This is a genomic window from Bradyrhizobium ferriligni (genome assembly GCF_056837965.1).
The window spans coordinates 108,009-123,298 of the sequence record NZ_JBXEJO010000007.1; the positions used below are offsets into that span (position 1 = coordinate 108,009).

At 66.1% G+C, this 15,290-nt stretch carries 15 protein-coding genes; 6 read left to right on the top strand and 9 right to left on the bottom strand.

The window, feature by feature from the left end; genetic code table 11:
- Positions 1–46: 46 nt before the first annotated feature.
- Together AC1VNY_RS05865 and rpsU are read right to left on the bottom strand one after the other, a co-directional pair.
- A complete protein-coding gene (locus AC1VNY_RS05865) occupies positions 47–709 on the bottom strand; it encodes a tetratricopeptide repeat protein (protein ID WP_482404486.1) in 663 nt (220 codons plus the stop codon).
- A gap of 113 nt (positions 710–822) precedes the next feature.
- A complete protein-coding gene (gene rpsU, locus AC1VNY_RS05870; RefSeq protein ID WP_021078544.1) occupies positions 823–1,119 on the bottom strand; it encodes a 30S ribosomal protein S21 in 297 nt (98 codons plus the stop codon).
- A gap of 264 nt (positions 1,120–1,383) precedes the next feature.
- Between rpsU and aqpZ the strand changes: the two genes are divergently transcribed.
- Complete coding sequence (gene aqpZ, locus AC1VNY_RS05875) at positions 1,384–2,106, top strand: aquaporin Z (protein ID WP_016840586.1); 723 nt, start codon at positions 1,384–1,386, stop codon at positions 2,104–2,106.
- Positions 2,107–2,279: 173 nt separating this feature from the next.
- Here aqpZ and AC1VNY_RS05880 read toward each other — a convergent pair whose 3' ends face one another.
- Positions 2,280–3,386: a 5-(carboxyamino)imidazole ribonucleotide synthase gene (locus AC1VNY_RS05880; RefSeq protein WP_482404487.1), complete on the bottom strand. Its 1,107-nt coding sequence runs from the start codon at positions 3,384–3,386 to the stop codon at positions 2,280–2,282.
- Positions 3,383–3,871 carry a 5-(carboxyamino)imidazole ribonucleotide mutase gene (gene purE / locus AC1VNY_RS05885; protein ID WP_028335999.1) on the bottom strand — a complete coding sequence of 163 codons (489 nt, stop codon included), beginning with the start codon at positions 3,869–3,871 and terminating at the stop codon, positions 3,383–3,385. Before purE ends, AC1VNY_RS05880 begins: the two co-directional genes overlap by 4 nt.
- A gap of 145 nt (positions 3,872–4,016) precedes the next feature.
- On the opposite strand from purE, the gene AC1VNY_RS05890 reads away from it, so the two are divergent.
- Positions 4,017–4,733: a GGDEF domain-containing protein gene (locus AC1VNY_RS05890; RefSeq protein ID WP_482404488.1), complete on the top strand. Its 717-nt coding sequence runs from the start codon at positions 4,017–4,019 to the stop codon at positions 4,731–4,733.
- Between the two features lie 14 nt (positions 4,734–4,747).
- Here the strand turns inward: AC1VNY_RS05890 and AC1VNY_RS05895 are convergent, their stop codons facing one another.
- From AC1VNY_RS05895 to AC1VNY_RS05905, 3 genes are all read right to left on the bottom strand, one after another.
- Positions 4,748–4,999 carry a hypothetical protein gene (locus AC1VNY_RS05895; RefSeq protein WP_482404489.1) on the bottom strand — a complete coding sequence of 84 codons (252 nt, stop codon included), beginning with the start codon at positions 4,997–4,999 and terminating at the stop codon, positions 4,748–4,750.
- 45 nt (positions 5,000–5,044) lie between these two features.
- The gene (locus tag AC1VNY_RS05900; RefSeq protein ID WP_028336001.1) at positions 5,045–5,254 is read right to left on the bottom strand and encodes a hypothetical protein; all 210 of its coding nucleotides are present in this window, start codon (positions 5,252–5,254) and stop codon (positions 5,045–5,047) included.
- Between the two features lie 195 nt (positions 5,255–5,449).
- Positions 5,450–5,656 (bottom strand): YdcH family protein, encoded by a 207-nt coding sequence (locus AC1VNY_RS05905; RefSeq protein WP_016847372.1) that lies wholly within the window; start codon positions 5,654–5,656, stop codon positions 5,450–5,452.
- A gap of 240 nt (positions 5,657–5,896) precedes the next feature.
- Here AC1VNY_RS05905 and AC1VNY_RS05910 point away from each other — a divergent pair, with 240 nt between their 5' ends.
- Positions 5,897–6,082, top strand: a complete 186-nt coding sequence (locus tag AC1VNY_RS05910) for a YdcH family protein (RefSeq protein ID WP_016847370.1) — start codon at positions 5,897–5,899, stop codon at positions 6,080–6,082.
- 96 nt (positions 6,083–6,178) lie between these two features.
- On the opposite strand, the gene AC1VNY_RS05915 is transcribed toward AC1VNY_RS05910, so the two are convergent.
- The gene (locus AC1VNY_RS05915; RefSeq protein ID WP_482404513.1) at positions 6,179–7,294 is read right to left on the bottom strand and encodes an NAD(P)/FAD-dependent oxidoreductase; all 1,116 of its coding nucleotides are present in this window, start codon (positions 7,292–7,294) and stop codon (positions 6,179–6,181) included.
- A gap of 262 nt (positions 7,295–7,556) precedes the next feature.
- On the opposite strand from AC1VNY_RS05915, the gene AC1VNY_RS05920 reads away from it, so the two are divergent.
- The 3 genes from AC1VNY_RS05920 (at position 7,557) to AC1VNY_RS05930 (ending at position 13,653) form a co-directional block, all read left to right on the top strand.
- Complete coding sequence (locus tag AC1VNY_RS05920; protein ID WP_482404490.1) at positions 7,557–10,244, top strand: sensor domain-containing protein; 2,688 nt, start codon at positions 7,557–7,559, stop codon at positions 10,242–10,244.
- 354 nt (positions 10,245–10,598) lie between these two features.
- The gene (locus AC1VNY_RS05925; protein WP_482404491.1) at positions 10,599–12,122 is read left to right on the top strand and encodes an ABC-F family ATP-binding cassette domain-containing protein; all 1,524 of its coding nucleotides are present in this window, start codon (positions 10,599–10,601) and stop codon (positions 12,120–12,122) included.
- Positions 12,123–12,186: 64 nt separating this feature from the next.
- Positions 12,187–13,653: a glycerol-3-phosphate dehydrogenase gene (locus AC1VNY_RS05930; protein WP_482404492.1), complete on the top strand. Its 1,467-nt coding sequence runs from the start codon at positions 12,187–12,189 to the stop codon at positions 13,651–13,653.
- Positions 13,654–13,901: 248 nt separating this feature from the next.
- Here the strand turns inward: AC1VNY_RS05930 and AC1VNY_RS05935 are convergent, their stop codons facing one another.
- Complete coding sequence (locus AC1VNY_RS05935) at positions 13,902–15,131, bottom strand: tetratricopeptide repeat protein (RefSeq protein ID WP_482404514.1); 1,230 nt, start codon at positions 15,129–15,131, stop codon at positions 13,902–13,904.
- Positions 15,132–15,290 lie beyond the last annotated feature (159 nt).

The window sequence follows — 15,290 nt, forward strand, 5'->3', positions numbered from 1 at the left end:
GCAACGCCGCTTGATCGTTCCTGACCGGTTGTCTTCACGCCAAGCGCTAGCCGCCGGTGCGCGCCAGCCCGCTGCGCGCGTTGCCGTCGCCTGGCCGCAACGCGAGCGCGCGATTGTAGGACGCCGCCGCCTTGGCCTTGTCGCCGAGCCGTTCATAGGCCTGGCCGCGCGTGCTCCACGCCGCAACGTTGCTTGGATCGGCCTGCACGGCCTCGTCGAGATCGCTGGCGGCCTGCTTGGCCTTGTCGAGCGCGAGGTAGCTGGAGGCACGGCCGACCAGGGGCTCGGCCTTTTGCGGTGACAGCCCGCTGGCCGCGGTGAAATCGTCGATCGCCTGCTGATGCTGTCCGCGGCTCTGGTAGATCAGGGCGCGGCCGTAGAGCGCCTGGATGTTGTAAGGGTCGGCCGCCAGTGCCTGTTCGAACTCCGCCATCGCCTCGTCGAGCTTGCCGGAGCGCGCCAGCACCTGAGCGCGCGTGGTGTGATCCTTGGCGCTGTTGACGTCTTGCGAGGTGATGGTGTCGGCGGCGGGCTTGTCGGCGGTGGCAGCCGGCTTCGGCTTGTCGTCCGAGGAGCCCCATGAACCGAGGTCGAAGGAGCAGCCCCCGAGCGGCAGGCCGAGAACCACTGCAATGATGACGAGATGCGGCGCGCAACGGCGGTGCGCGGGTCCTGGAAAGGGCGGGCGGGCTACCGGATCAGCCGTCATGCAAAATGCTCTTGCCGGTCGTTTTGCATGGGTACCCCGGAACGCGGCGTGCTTCAAAACGACAACGCGGGCCCGTGGCCCGCGCTGTTAGACTTCCATATCGGCAAAACGGTTCAGCGAGGGCCGCGACCAGCGCCTGCACCGCCCGGACGGCCGCCGCGGTCGCCACCGGGGCCAGCGCCGAACACCGGCTTCGGCTTCATCGGCAGCAAGCCTTCGCGCTGCAGCTTCTTGCGCGCCAGCTTGCGTGCGCGGCGCACGGCTTCGGCCTTTTCGCGGGCCTTCTTCTCGGAGGGCTTTTCGTAGTGACCGCGGAGCTTCATCTCGCGGAAAATGCCCTCGCGCTGCATCTTCTTCTTCAGCGCCTTCAGGGCTTGGTCGACATTGTTATCGCGGACGAGAACCTGCACGCGGCATCCTCTTTTGAATTGATCGGTTCGGAATTCTGGCGAGGTGAAGGGGCGGCAAAAGGCCAGCCTCTTAACCCTAGGCGGGCGCATGTATCAGACAAACGCGCAGATGTCCACCAGTCGAGTGACTTTCGGGCCTAGTAAAGCCACGAAATAGGGCGAAAATGCCATTGTGCGGCCCCGATTTGGGTGGTTTGGCGCCCAGATGAGGGCCGCTCCCGGCGTTTTGGATAACCCGGACATTGGAAATAGGGGAGATGCGAGATGGAGATGAAGAAATACGCTGCCGAGGCCATCGGTACGTTCTGGCTCACATTCGCTGGCTGCGGCAGCGCGGTGATCGCGGCCGGCTTTCCGCAGGTCGGGATCGGCCTGGTCGGCGTGTCACTGGCCTTCGGGCTGAGCGTGGTGACCATGGCCTATGCGATCGGCCATATCTCGGGTTGCCACCTCAACCCGGCGGTGACGGTCGGGCTCGCCGCGGGCGGGCGCTTCCCGGGCGGCCAGGTGCTGCCCTACATCATCGCGCAGGTCGTGGGCGCCATCATCGCGGCCTGGCTGCTCTATGTGATCGCGAGCGGCGCGCCCGGCTTCGATGTCAGCAAGGGCTTTGCCTCCAACGGCTATGACGCGCACTCGCCCGGCCAGTACAACATGGTGGTGTGCTTCATCACCGAGGTGGTGATGACCATGATGTTCCTGTTCATCATCATGGGATCGACCCATGGCAAGGCGCCTGCCGGCTTCGCGCCGCTCGCCATCGGCCTTGCGCTGGTGATGATCCATCTCGTCAGCATTCCCGTCACCAACACCTCGGTGAATCCGGCGCGCAGCACCGGGCCGGCGCTGTTCGTCGGCGGCTGGGCGTTGGGGCAGCTCTGGCTGTTCTGGGTCGCGCCCCTGATCGGCGGTGCGCTCGGCGGCGTGATCTATCGCTGGCTCAGCGACGAGCCGGCCGGCATCGTCGCAGGCGCGAAGACGGCGTGATCGGCGAGAGCGTTTTCGAGCGAAGTGGACGCCGCTTCGCGTGAAGAAAACGCGTAAGCAAAAATCCAGAGCATCGGTCCTGATTGAATCAGAACCGATGCTCTAATGGATCGTGGCTGCCACGATCCCATTTCCATCGATGCGTCGAAGGCGGCTTGCAGGCCGCGTGTGAACTAAGGCTTGCGGGCGGGCGTCACTTCGGTGACGTGCCCCATCTTGCGGCCGGGGCGCGGCGTGCCCTTGCCGTACAGATGCACCGTGGCGCCGGGAACGGTGAGCCACTGCTCGTAGCTCAGGATATCGTCGCCGATCAGGTTGGTCATGACGACATCGCCGTGACGCACCGGCTTGCCCAGCGGCCAACCGGCGATCGCGCGGATGTGCTGCTCGAACTGTGAGATCGAGGCGCCGTCGAGCGTCCAGTGGCCGGAATTGTGCACACGCGGCGCGATCTCGTTGACCAGCACCGTCGCCTTGCTGCCGTTGCCGGGCACCGCAAACATCTCCACCGCGAGCACGCCGACATAATCGAGCGCCGAGGCGATCTTTTCGGCGATCGCGCGCGCCTGCGCGGCAAGCTCATCGGGGATTGCGGCCGGCGCGCGGGAAATTTTCAGAATGTGGTCGCGGTGCTCGTTCTCGGTGACGTCGAAGCATTCGACTTCGCCGGACGCGGAGCGGGCGGCGATGACCGAGATCTCGCGCTCGAACGGCACGAAGGCTTCGAGGATGGCCGACTTGGTGCCGAGGTCCTGCCAGACCTGTTCGAGATCGTCGCCGGCGCGGATGATGGCCTGGCCCTTGCCGTCATAACCGAAGCGGCGGGTCTTGATCACCGCGGGCAGGCCGATGCGTTCGATCGCGGTGCGCAGCGTACCGACCGAGGAGACGTCGGCGTAGTCGGCGGTGCCGATGCCGAGCTTGCTGATGAAATCCTTCTCGATCAGCCGGTCCTGCGTGGTCTCCAGGATCTTGTAGGCCGGCAGCACCGGGCGCCGCGCGGCGAGCACCATCGCGGTCGCGGCCGGGACATTCTCGAATTCATAGGTCACGACGTCGACGTCGTTGGCGAACAGTTCGAGCGCCTCCACGTCGGCATATTCCGCGCAGGTCGCGTTCTGCACCACGTCGAACGCCGGGGAGTCCGGATCCGGCGAAAACACCTGGCAGCGGAGCCCGAGGCGCGCCGCGGCCATGGCCAGCATCCGGCCCAATTGCCCGCCGCCGAGGATTCCAATGGTATCGCCCGGCTTCAGCTTCACTGCGTTCGAAGCCGTCACGCCGCGCCCTCCGGATGCTCGTTGACCGCGTCGGTCTGCTGCTTGCGCCAGGCCGCAAGGCGGGCCGACAGAGCCGGATCGTTGAGCGCGAGCACGCTCGCCGCGAGCAACGCGGCATTGATCGCGCCGGCCTTGCCGATTGCCAGCGTCCCGACCGGGACGCCGGCCGGCATCTGCACGATCGAATAGAGCGAATCGACGCCCGACAGCGCCTTCGACTCGACGGGAACCCCGAACACCGGAAGTTCGGTTAGCGCGGCCGTCATGCCCGGTAGATGGGCGGCGCCGCCGGCGCCGGCAATGATCACCTTGTGGCCGGCCGCCTTGGCGCCCTTGGCAAAGGCGTAGAGCCGATCCGGGGTGCGGTGGGCCGAAACGATACGCGTTTCGCAGGCCACACCGAGCGCAGCAAGCGTCTCGGCGGCATGGCGCATGGTTTCCCAGTCGGACTGACTTCCCATGATGATAGCGATCGGAGCGGTCATCTCTTCAATTCTGTGCAGGAATCCAAAAGCATAGGCCGATTATAGGGGCGGCCCGGGCGTCATCCAAGGCGTGGCAAGGGAGTTAGAATGGACTATCCTGTCTTGGTGAATCCCGGCAAGCCTTCATAAGCAGGCCTCAACAAGGATGCGCATGAAGAAGACGACGACGGCGGCCGCCTCCGGGGCCGCGAAACGACGCAAAGGCGCGCCCGCCGCGCGCAAATCCGGGCCGGGCAAGACTGGAGCCAAGCGGGCTGGAACCAAACGGGTTGGAACCGCAGCTTCCACGCGAGGCGCGGTCGCATCCGGCGACAAATCGACGATCCGCAGCTTGCGGGCGCAGCTGGCGCGGGCGCAGGCCCGGATCGAGGAGCTGCAGGCCTCCGCCGAGACCGACTTCCTGCTCGACATCCTGAACCGGCGCGGATTCGAGCGCGAGCTCGCCCGTTCGCTCTCCTTCATCAAGCGCTACCAGGCCTCCGGCGCGCTGATCCTGCTCGACGTCGATCGCCTCAAGCCGATCAACGATGCCTTCGGCCACGCGGCGGGTGACGAGGTGCTGAAGGCGATCGTTGCCGCGATATCGGATCAGGTGCGCGCTTCCGATGTGATCGGCCGTCTCGGCGGTGACGAGTTCGCCGTGCTGCTGTGGAATCTCAGCGAGATCGATGCCCGCGCCAAGGCGGCTGCACTGGAAGAGGCGATCGATCGGTTGACCTTCATGTTCCGTGACAGTCAGGTCACCGCGGGTGCCTCCGCGGGCGTTGCGATCCTCACCGCTCATTCGGACATCGATCGCGTTCTCGATGAGGCCGACCGTGCGATGTATGTGCGCAAGGCGCAGCGGCGCCACGAATCCTAGAGGATCCGGGCGGGTCAGAGCGCGCTCAGATCCTCCGGCACATTGCCGTAGGCCCGCAACAGCTTGGCATCGCCGAATTCGCCGATCGCGGGATCGCCGGTGCGGCTGAACGCGACGGCGCCGATGCTGCCGGGCATCCGCGACATGGTCTCCGCGCGGCGCAGCGCGACCGCCGAGCTCTGGCATTCCTCGGCATTGCCCGCGACCGGCGTGTCGTCATCATCCTGCATGAAGGGCAGTGCCACGTAATAGGTTACATCGGCCATCGCTGTGCTCCCTGAAGATCAGGCCAAGGATCAGGCCAAGAAGGATCAGGCGGCATCGCTCGCCGCCCGGGTCTGCGCCGGCACGCAACCGGCGGTGATCGCGGCCTGCAATTCCTCAAGCTCGGCTTCCAGGTATTCGTTGGCCATGATCAGCGCCTTGATGGTGCTGCGCAGGTTGCCGTCGCACATCGCGATCGCCTGATCGCAGGCCTTCTCGTAGCGGCTGTTGTCGGGCAGGGAAGGCGGTGCGGACATGGCGAAACTCCCTCTGATGGCTGGCGGCTGGATCGATATGTTCTCTTTTTGTTCATGTGGAGTCAAGCGCCGGGAAACCGCCTCGCGTCCGTTGCCGCGAACGTGAAGCCGGTGCGGCGCTGTGGATGACGGGGAAAACGGCTGCCCGATCTGAACCGGAAGCGCAAACCTGCGAAGGCCGCGCCGCGACGCGCGTCAGGCGATGATGTCGGGCGTGATCTGGTCTTCGATGAAGGCGATGCGATCGCGCAGTTGCAGCTTCCGCTTCTTCAAGCGTTGCAGCATCAAGAGATCCGGCGCCGGCGACTGGTGCAGCGCGTCGATCGCGGCATCGAGGTCGCGGTGCTCTTGTTGCAGACGCGCGAGCTCGGCGATTAGTTCGCGCTCATCCTGATCGTTCATGGTTGTATATTAACTGATAAGCAAGATGAGGTTGTTGCGGCGGAAGTCGCCGCTCGCCGGAATATCCTCCTTGCGCGCGCGCCGCGCAAGCCGGACCGGTTCCATAGTCACGATTGGTTACAGATAAACCGAAATGAGTGCGTGCGGCATTTCGCGTTCCCCATCGACAGCGCCGTCCACTTGTGTACACTCGGCGGTCCGGATCGAACCTGAGGTTTAACGCACCGAGGAGTGTTCGCAATGGCAATACAGGCCCATCTCATTGAGCTGGAGCGTAAACACAAAATACTCGAGAACGAACTGCACGAAGCGCTCGTTCACCCCTCTGTAGACGACCTGCATATTTGCGAGCTGAAGCGCCGCAAGTTGATGGTCAAGGATCAAATCGAGCGGTTGAGACTGTCCGCCGACGACACGGTCCACTAGACCGCCCCCCTGCAAATTAGCAAATAGCCTGGCCTTTCACCGAGGGATGAACGCACAAGTGCGCGCGCATCCCCCGGAGGGCCATACTGTATTTGCTCAGAGTTCCGCCAACTCGCCGACATGGTCGGCGACCGCGAGCGATGACGTCAGTCCGGGCGATTCGATCCCGAACAGATTGATCAGGCCCGCGACGCCGTGATCGGCCGGCCCCTGGATCAGGAAGTCCTGCGTCGCCACCGCCGGCGGCACGATCTTGGGGCGGATGCCCGAGTAGCTCGGCATCAGCGCGCCGTCCGGCAGGGCCGGCCAGTATTTCCGGATCGCCGGATAGAACCGCTCGGCCCGATCAGGGTCGACGGCGTAATCGATGTGATCGATCCATTGGACGTCGGGCCCGAACCTTGCCTGTCCGGCCATGTCGAGCGTCAGGTGCACGCCGAGCCCGCCGGGTTCCGGCACCGGGTAGATCAGCCGCGAGAATGGCGCCTTGGCGCTGCAGCTGAAATAATTACCCTTGGCCAAATAGGCCGTTGGAATCAATTCGATCGGCATGCCCTCGACGTTGCGCGCGACCGCCGTCGCGCCGAGTCCGGCGGCATTGACCAGGAGATCGCAGGCCAGCGTCATGGGCGCCGCGCCGCCGGCCTCGATCTCGAACCCGTCGGCGGTGGCCCTGGCGTGGAGCAGCGGCGTATGGAAGGCGAACGCCGCCCCGGCCTCCTCGGCGTCACCGCGCAGCGCCAGCATGTAGGCATGGCTGTCGATGATCCCGGTCGAGGGCGACAGCAGCGCTGCGTCGCAATTCAGCGCCGGCTCGAGGGCGCGCGCCGCCTCGCCCGACAACAGCTGCATGTCGTCGACGCCATTGGCTTTCGCATGCGCGCGGATCGACTGCAGCTTCTCGGTCTCCGCAGGCGTGGTGGCCACGATCAGCTTGCCGCAATTCTTGTGCGGGACGCCGTGCTCGGCGCAGTAGCGGTAGAGCGCCCGCTTGCCGCTGACGCACATCCGCGCCATCAGGCTGCCGGCACGATAGTAGATGCCGGCGTGGATCACCTCGCTGTTCCGCGACGAGGTTACCGTGCCGATCCCCTCGGCCTCCTCGATCACAATCACCTCGCGGCCGGCCTGTGCCAGCCGCCGCGCCACCGCGAGGCCGATCACCCCCGCACCGACGATCACGCAATCAACCCTGTCCATCTCGTCCTTCAGGTCCGAAAATTTCCGCCCGGCCGCGCCCTGGCCGCTGCCGCCAACATCGTTCAGCCGATCCGGTCGCTTTGGGCAAGTGCTTATTAGGCAAGTGCTTGGGCCATCTCAAATAGTTGGGAAGCCATGCCCTGTTAGTGGAGCATTAATCATGTCAGGGCAATTGCCATAAATTAAGTCAGCATTTTCCGGTTGCATCAATACGCGTTTACCCGATCCAAACCGCCGGAGCCGGACACTCGCCCCGGAAATCCGCGGGTGATCGATGGCTGGCAGGAAGGTGCAGGCGGGCGGGAAGAATTCGATTCCGGCAAGGGCCGTGCTCTGCCTGATCGCCGCCGTCGCGCCGTGCGCTGCAGCCCGGGCCGGCACCGGTGCGTTCGCGCCGTCGAGCTATCTCGGCAGCCTCGATCCCGGCGTGGTCTGGGAGCTCCTGATCGGCAGCGTGGTGGTTGCGTCCTTTTTTGGCGCGGTCGGGCTGTGGATCCTCTCGGCGCTGCGCAAGGCGAAGCGCGCGCAATTGCGGCGCAACGCCTTCGTCTCGTCGGCACTCAACCATTTGAATCAGGGCGTGGTGATGACCGATGCGCAGGAGCGCATCGTGTTCTGCAACGACCGCTATCTCGACATCTACGGCCTGTCGCGCGCCGACATCCGGCGCAACATGACCGGCGTCGAGCTGCTGGAGCTGCGCCGCGACCGCGGCGTGCTCGACCTCAGCGCCGAGGATTTCTTCGCCAGGGCCGCGGCGCCCGAGGGATTGGTCACCGAGCTGCCCGGCGGCAGGTCGGTGCTGGTGAAGTATTTTCCGCTGCCGAACGGCGGCTCGGTCGCGACCCATCTCGATTGCACCGACCAGCGCAAGCTGTCGCGCAAGCTCGCCTCGACCACGCAATTCCTGGAATCGGTGCTCGACAACGTTCCGGTCTGCGTCGCGGCCAAGAACATCGAGGACGGCCGCTACATCTTCGCCAACCGCGCCTTCGAGCGCTTCTCGCGCTTCTCGCGCGATCACATCGTGGGCAGGCGCGCCGACGAGATCTTCCGCCCCGAGACCGCCGCCAGCATCGACACCGCCGACCGCGCGGCGCTGAATGCGGCGGAAGGCTATCATCGCAGCGAATTCTTCGTCGAACGCGGTTCGGACAAGCGGATCCTCGCCTCCAACCGCGTGATCGCCCGCAACGAGGCCGGCGAACCGGAATTCCTGATCGCGCTGTTCGAGGACGTCACCGACCGCCGCTCGCTGTCGCGCGAGCTCGAGAACAACAAGAAATTCCTCGAGCTCGTGGTCGACAACATCCCGGTGTCGCTGATCGTGCAGCGGGTCAGCGACGGCCGCTACCTCCTGGCCAACCGCAGCGCCGAGACGATCCTCAATCGCCGCCGCGAGGACGCCGCCGGCCTGACCGCGTCCGACATCTTCAATGCGCGTGAAGCCAAGCTGATCATCGCCCGCGACGAGGCCGCGATCAGGAAGCGCAGCATGATCGCCGAGGAGCATCCGATCTCGACCAAGGACGGCCTGCGGTTGTTCCTGACCCGCCGCATGACCGTGCTCGACGATGTCGGCGAGCCGCAATATCTGATCAAGACCCATGAGGACGTCACCGACCGGCGCCAGACCGAGTCGCGCATGGCGCACATGGCCTATCATGACGGCCTGACCGACCTGCCGAACCGCGCCGCCTTCCTGCAGGCGCTGACCCAGATGATCGAGGCCTGCGACGGCACCGACGAGGAGTTCGCCGTGCTCTGCGTCGATCTCGACGGGCTGAAGGAGATCAACGACGTCTACGGCCACGCGATGGGCGACAAGGTGCTGATCGAGGTCGCGCAGCGTCTGCAGACCGTGGCGCGCGGCGGCGTGGTGGCGCGGTTGTCCGGCGACGAGTTCGGCCTCATCATCGACGGCAAGCAGCCGGTGGCCGGCATCGCCCTGGCCGAGCAGGCCGCCGAGGCGCTCGGGCAGGATTTCCTGATCGACGGCAAGTCGGTGCGGACCGGCCTCACCACAGGGATCGCGGTGTTCCCGGACAACGGATCCGACGCGGCCTCGCTGCTGGCCAATTCCGGCGCGGCGCTGTTTCGCGCCAAGGCGAAGTCGCGCGGCACGATCTCGATCTTCGAACCGGAGATGGACCAGCAGATCCGCGATCGCCGCGTGCTGCACCAGGAGCTGTCGGTCGCGATCAAGAATGGCGAATTGTCGCTTTACTACCAGCCGCAGGCCGCCGCGGGCGGCAGCGTGGCGGCCAGCCAGATCATCGGCTTCGAGGCGCTGGCGCGCTGGCACCATCCGGTGCGCGGCTTCGTGCCGCCCGGCGATTTCATTCCGCTCGCGGAAGAAAGCGGCCTGATCGTCGAGATGGGTGAATGGATCCTGCGCGAAGCCTGCCGGGAGGCGGCCTCCTGGGCGATCCCGCTGCAGGTCGCGGTGAACCTGTCGCCGGCGCAATTCACCCATGGCGACCTCGTCGGCCTCGTCCATTCGATCCTGCTCGAGACCGGGCTGACGCCCGACCGGCTCGAGCTCGAAATCACCGAGGGCGTGCTGATCGAGGATTTCGACCGCGGCCTGTCGCTGCTGCGGCGGCTGAAGGCGCTCGGCGTGCGCATCTCGATGGACGATTTCGGCAGCGGCTATTCCTCGCTGAGCTACCTGCAGGCGTTTCCGTTCGACAAGATCAAGATCGACCGCGCCTTCGTCATCAATCTCGGCCGCAACCCGCAATCGGCCGCGATCGTGCGCGCGGTGATCGATCTCGGCCACGGCCTTGAAATGTCGATCGTCGCCGAAGGCGTCGAGACCGAGGCGCAGCTCGGCTTCCTCGCCGAAGAGGGCTGCGACGCGGTGCAGGGCTATCTGATCGGCAGGCCGGCCCCGATCGGTCAATTCGCCGCGCTGGTCGGCGGCGACCAGCTTGCCGAGACCGTGCGCAGAGCCGGGTAATTTGGCCTGAACGGTCGGGCCGGCCCGGCCGGCTGTGCTTGCCATCCGTTGCACGCCCGGCTACATCTCGACCCACCACATCATTTCAGCCGAGAAAGGAGGGCCGCGTCGTGGCGAGATACACCGATCCCCACCTCAAGCGTGGCCCCGTCAACGCCCTGCAGATGCGTTTGCAGGGCTGACCGGAAACTCGCGCAACATCCCTTCCTGGTCTGCCCTTCGTGGCCGTGCGGCGTCGAACGTTTGAGCGTTCTCGCCTGCACATGAATCCCTCGCCGCGCTTCGACACGCACATCCGATGATGGCTGGACGCCTCGGGATGTCGCGATCGCCGGCTAGACCAGAGAATTGATCGTGACCCTCATCAATGTGCGCAATCTCGGCGTGACGCTGAACGCGCCGCTGTTTTCCGAACTGAATTTTGTCGTCAATGCCGGCGACCGCATCGGGCTGGTGGCCGCCAATGGCCGCGGCAAGTCCACGCTGTTGCGCTGTATCGCAGATGCGATGGAGCCCAACGAAGGCGATATCACCCGTGCGCGCGGACTGACCGTCGGCCATGTCGAGCAGGATGCGCCGCCGAAACTGCTGGATACGCCGTTCCATGCCGCCGTGCTCGAGGCGCTTCCCGGCGAGCAGCGCGCCAGCGAGGCCTGGCGGGTCGACGTCGCCCTGCAATCGCTCGAAGTTCCGGAGGAGCTGTGGACGAGACCGCTGAAGCAGCTGAGCGGCGGCTGGCTGCGGCTTGCGGTGCTCGCCCGCGTGCTGGTGACCGAGCCCGATGTGCTGCTGCTCGACGAGCCGACCAACCATCTCGATCTCGCCAAGGTCGGCCGGCTCGAGGCCTGGCTGAACGCGCTGCCACGCGAGATGCCGGTGGTGATCGCAAGCCACGATCGCGCCTTTCTCGATGCAACGACCAACCGGACGCTGTTCCTGCGCCCGGAGCGGTCGCAGCTGTTCTCGCTGCCCTATACCGCGGCGCGCGCGGCGATCGAAGAATTCGATGCCTCGGACGAGCGGCGCTATCAGCGCGACATGAAGGCCGTGCGGCAGCTCCGGCAGCAGGCCGCGAAGCTCAACAACCTCGGCATCAATTCCGGCAGCGACCTTTTGCTGTCGAAGACCAGGCAATTGAAGCAACGCGCCGAGAGACTGGAGGAGACGGCGAAGCCCGCGCATCTGGAACGCTCGGCCGGAACGATCCGGCTCGCCAACCGCGACACCCATGCCAAGGTTCTGATCAGGCTGAACAACGCCGGGATCGCCACGCCCGATGGCAGGCTGTTGTTCAGGACCGGCCAGCAGTTCATCTGCAAGGGCGACCGGATTGCGCTGCTCGGGCCGAATGGCGCCGGCAAGACGCGGTTCGTCGCGGCGCTGCGGCTGGCGATCGAGAATGCCGGAGCGGCACCGGCCGAGATCCGGGCCACCGAGTCATTGGTGCTTGGCTATTGCGACCAGGCACTGGCCGATCTCGTCGATAGCGACACGCCGATGCGCATGCTGACGCGGCGCTTCGAGGTCGGCGATCAGCGGGCGCGCGGCCTGCTCGCCGGTGCCGGGCTCTCGATCGAGATGCAGGGCCGTCCGATCGGGCGGCTGTCGGGCGGGCAGAAGGCTCGTCTCGGCATGCTGGTGCTGCGGCTCACCCAGCCGAACTTCTATCTGCTCGACGAGCCGACCAACCACCTCGACATCGAGGGGCAGGAGGCGCTGGAGGACGAATTGATGGAACAGCAGGCCAGCTGCCTCCTGGTGTCGCACGACCGCCAGTTCGTGCGGACCGTGGCCAACCGGTTCTGGGTGATCGAAGGCAGGAAGCTGATCGAGGTCGACGGGCCGGAACAGTTCTTCGCCTCCGTCGGAGCAGGCTGACGTCCAATGCATTTTCTCTGCGACCGCGTATTCCGTTCGCATTGAAATGCGATAGGCCTTGCGCATGGCGGACTATGACGTCGCGATCATCGGCGGTGGCCTGAACGGCACGAGCATTGCTCGTGATGCCGCGGGCCGCGGCCTGCGCGTGATCCTGCTGGAGCAGGGCGATCTTGGTTCCGGCGCATCGCAGGCTTCGCCGCGGCTGGTCCATGGCGATCTGGCCGGGCTGGAACGGCGGGAGTTCTTCCGCGTCCGCAGGGCGCTGAGGGAACGCGACGTGTTATTGCGCAACGCGCCGCATCTGGTGCGGCCGGTGCGCTTCGTGATCCCGGCGCATGCCGAGGAGCGGCCGCCGTGGCAGTTGCGGTCGTTGCTGCTGCTCTACGAACGGCTGACTTCGCGCAGCGGTCTGCCGCGTTCGGCGACGCTCGATGTCACCCACCATCCGGTCGGCAATGCGCTGAAGCGCCCGTTCGGAACCGCGTTCGAATATTCCGACTGCGTCGTCGACGATTCCCGGCTCGTCGTGCTCACCGCCGTCGATGCCGCGGCGCGCGGCGCCGATATCCGCACCGGCACGCGCGTGACCCGGGGCGAGCGCGGCGAGACCTGGCGGCTGGTTGCGATCGACCGCGGCTATCGGCGGGTGATCACCGCGCGGGCGCTGGTCAACGCGACCGGTGCGTGGACCGCCTCGGTCGCCGACATCGTGCTGCGCGTGCCGGCACCGCAGCTTGCGACGGTGCAGATCAGCCAGATCGTGGTGCGCCGCCTGTTCGACTGTGACAACGTCTATGTGTTTCAGAACCCTGACGGCCGGCTGATCTTCGCCAGTCCCTACGAGCGCGACTTCACCCTGATCGGCAGCGTCAGTCATCCCTTCAAGGGTGATCCGGCGGTTGTCACGATTGACGTGCGTGAGGTCGCCTATCTCTGCGACGCGGCCAATCGCTACTTTCGCGAGCAGATCGCTCCAGTCGATGTGCTGCGAACCGTCTCCGGCGCCAATTCCGTGGTCGCGCCCGCGCGCCGGCGCATGAGCGATGGCGCAGCATTGCTCGATGTCAGCCGCGGCAAGGCGCCGCTGCTCACGATCTTCGGCGGCGACGTCACCACCGCGCGGCGCCGCGCCGAGCGGGCGGTGTCGGAGTTCACGCGGTTCTATCCGATGACGCCGCGCTGGACTGCAACGGCGCCGCTGCCGGGCGGCGAATTCGCCTGGCAGCGCTTTGAAACCGAGGTCGAGATCGCCCGCGACCGCTGGCGCTTCCTCGGCGAAGCGCAGGCGCGGCGGCTGGTGGCCGCCTATGGGCTGAACGTCGGGGATGTTCTGGGCGACGCCAGGGAGAAGGCCGATCTCGGCCCGGCCTTCGGTCCCGAACTGACCGGCGCCGAGGTGCGCTACCTCATGCGCAGGGAATGGGCGCGCTTTCCCGACGATATCTTGTGGCGCCGCTCCAAGCTCGGACTGACCATGCCGCAAGCCGATTGCGACGCGCTCGCGACATTCATGGCCAAGGCCGATTGAGCCGATGGTCAAACCTCCCCTTGCAAAGGGGAGGTCGCTTTGCTCGCCAGAGCAAAGCGGGTGGGGATTCGGAGTTCCCACAAACTCGTCATGCCCGGGCTTGTCCCGGGCATCCACGTCTCCGTTTCCACGCGAAGAAAAGACGTGGATGGCCGGGACAAGCCCGGCCATGACGGCGCGGAAGAATCGGTTCATTCCAAATGCGATTACCCTGTTTTGAGGGGGAAGGAGAAGAGCTCCAGCAGCGGCTATTGCCGGGCCGCCTCCTGCGACCAGGCGAGGTCGCGCCGGGACGGACGGCGATGCAGCCGCTCCGAGATCAGGCTCGTTGCCTGCCGGCCCTGGCCGGCGCGCAGGCATGCGACGATGAAGGTGTCCTCCCACAATTCGCGTTGCGCATGGCTGCCGCCGATCCGCACCAGTTCACGCATCAGCGGCGCAAGGATGCGCACGGCGTCGTCGTGATCGCCGGCGGCGAAGGCCGAGATCCCGCGGCCGAGCCCGATCGCCGCAGGGCCCGGCGCCAGCCTGCCGTCGGCGTCGCGCGCCGCCATCTCGACCAGCCGCGCTTCGAGCGCGTCGTTGTTCGTCGTCGCTGCGACCAGCGCGTGGTGCACGTCGGCGAAATGCGCGCCGGCCTTCGGGAAATAGCCGTCGCCATAGGCGGCGACCTCCTTCCAGTGCTGCTCGAGGCCGGTCTTGCCGGCGACCGACAGCCGCCACAGCAGCGAGGCCGTGTCGGTGAAGATATTGAGCGGCGGATAGGGCCGGCCCGCCGGCTTGATGTGCTGCTCGTAAATGTCGAGCGCGCTGTCGGCGTCGCCTTCCTCGATCGCGATCAAGGCGAGGTGCCAGGCGAGATGGCCCTGCAGGAAGCTGGTGCGATCATTCGCCGGCAGCCAGGCGGAGAGGAAGCTGCGGCCTTCCGCCGCGTCGCCCTGCTCGAACAGCGCATGCGCGACGGCGTGCGCGGCACCGGCGTTCTCCGGCTTCAGCGCATAGCCGCGCTCGGTGATGACGCGGCCGGACACGACATCGCCGGCCTCGGTCTTCGACCAGCCGAGATAGGTGAGGAACCACCAATCGTTGCCATAGTCGCCGGCGTAACGCTCGCAGACGGTAAGCCGCGCGGCGTCATGGTCGGGCCGGCCGGAGAACGCATAGAGGCCGAAGGCGCCGAGCAACAGCGACAGCACCTGCGCATCGCGCGGATATTCGGTGAGATGCCGTTCGGCTTCCGTCACCGCCTTCTTGGGCTGGCTCTCGATCACGGACGCCATGATCTCGATGTGCTGGCGCTCGCGCGGGCTGGCGGCCGCGGCCAGCTGCCGTGCATCGGCCGCCTCGGCGCGGGCCTTGGCGCCTTCCATGTTGAGCTGGTGCACGCGGGCGCGGCCGATATGGGCCAACGCGAAATCGCGGTCCTCGGCGATCGCCGCCTCGAACGCCGCATCGGCGCCGTGCAGCGCCGCCAGCATGCGATCGACGCCGTCGACATAATAGGCGGCGGCGCGGTCCGAGCTCGTCGTCAGTGGCAGGCCGTAGCGGTCGTGAATCATCGGTTGCCCCTCGAATTTGGCTGCAAAGTCTAGCAGAGGCGCGGACGCCGACAATATTGCGGGAGATGTCCGTGAGGC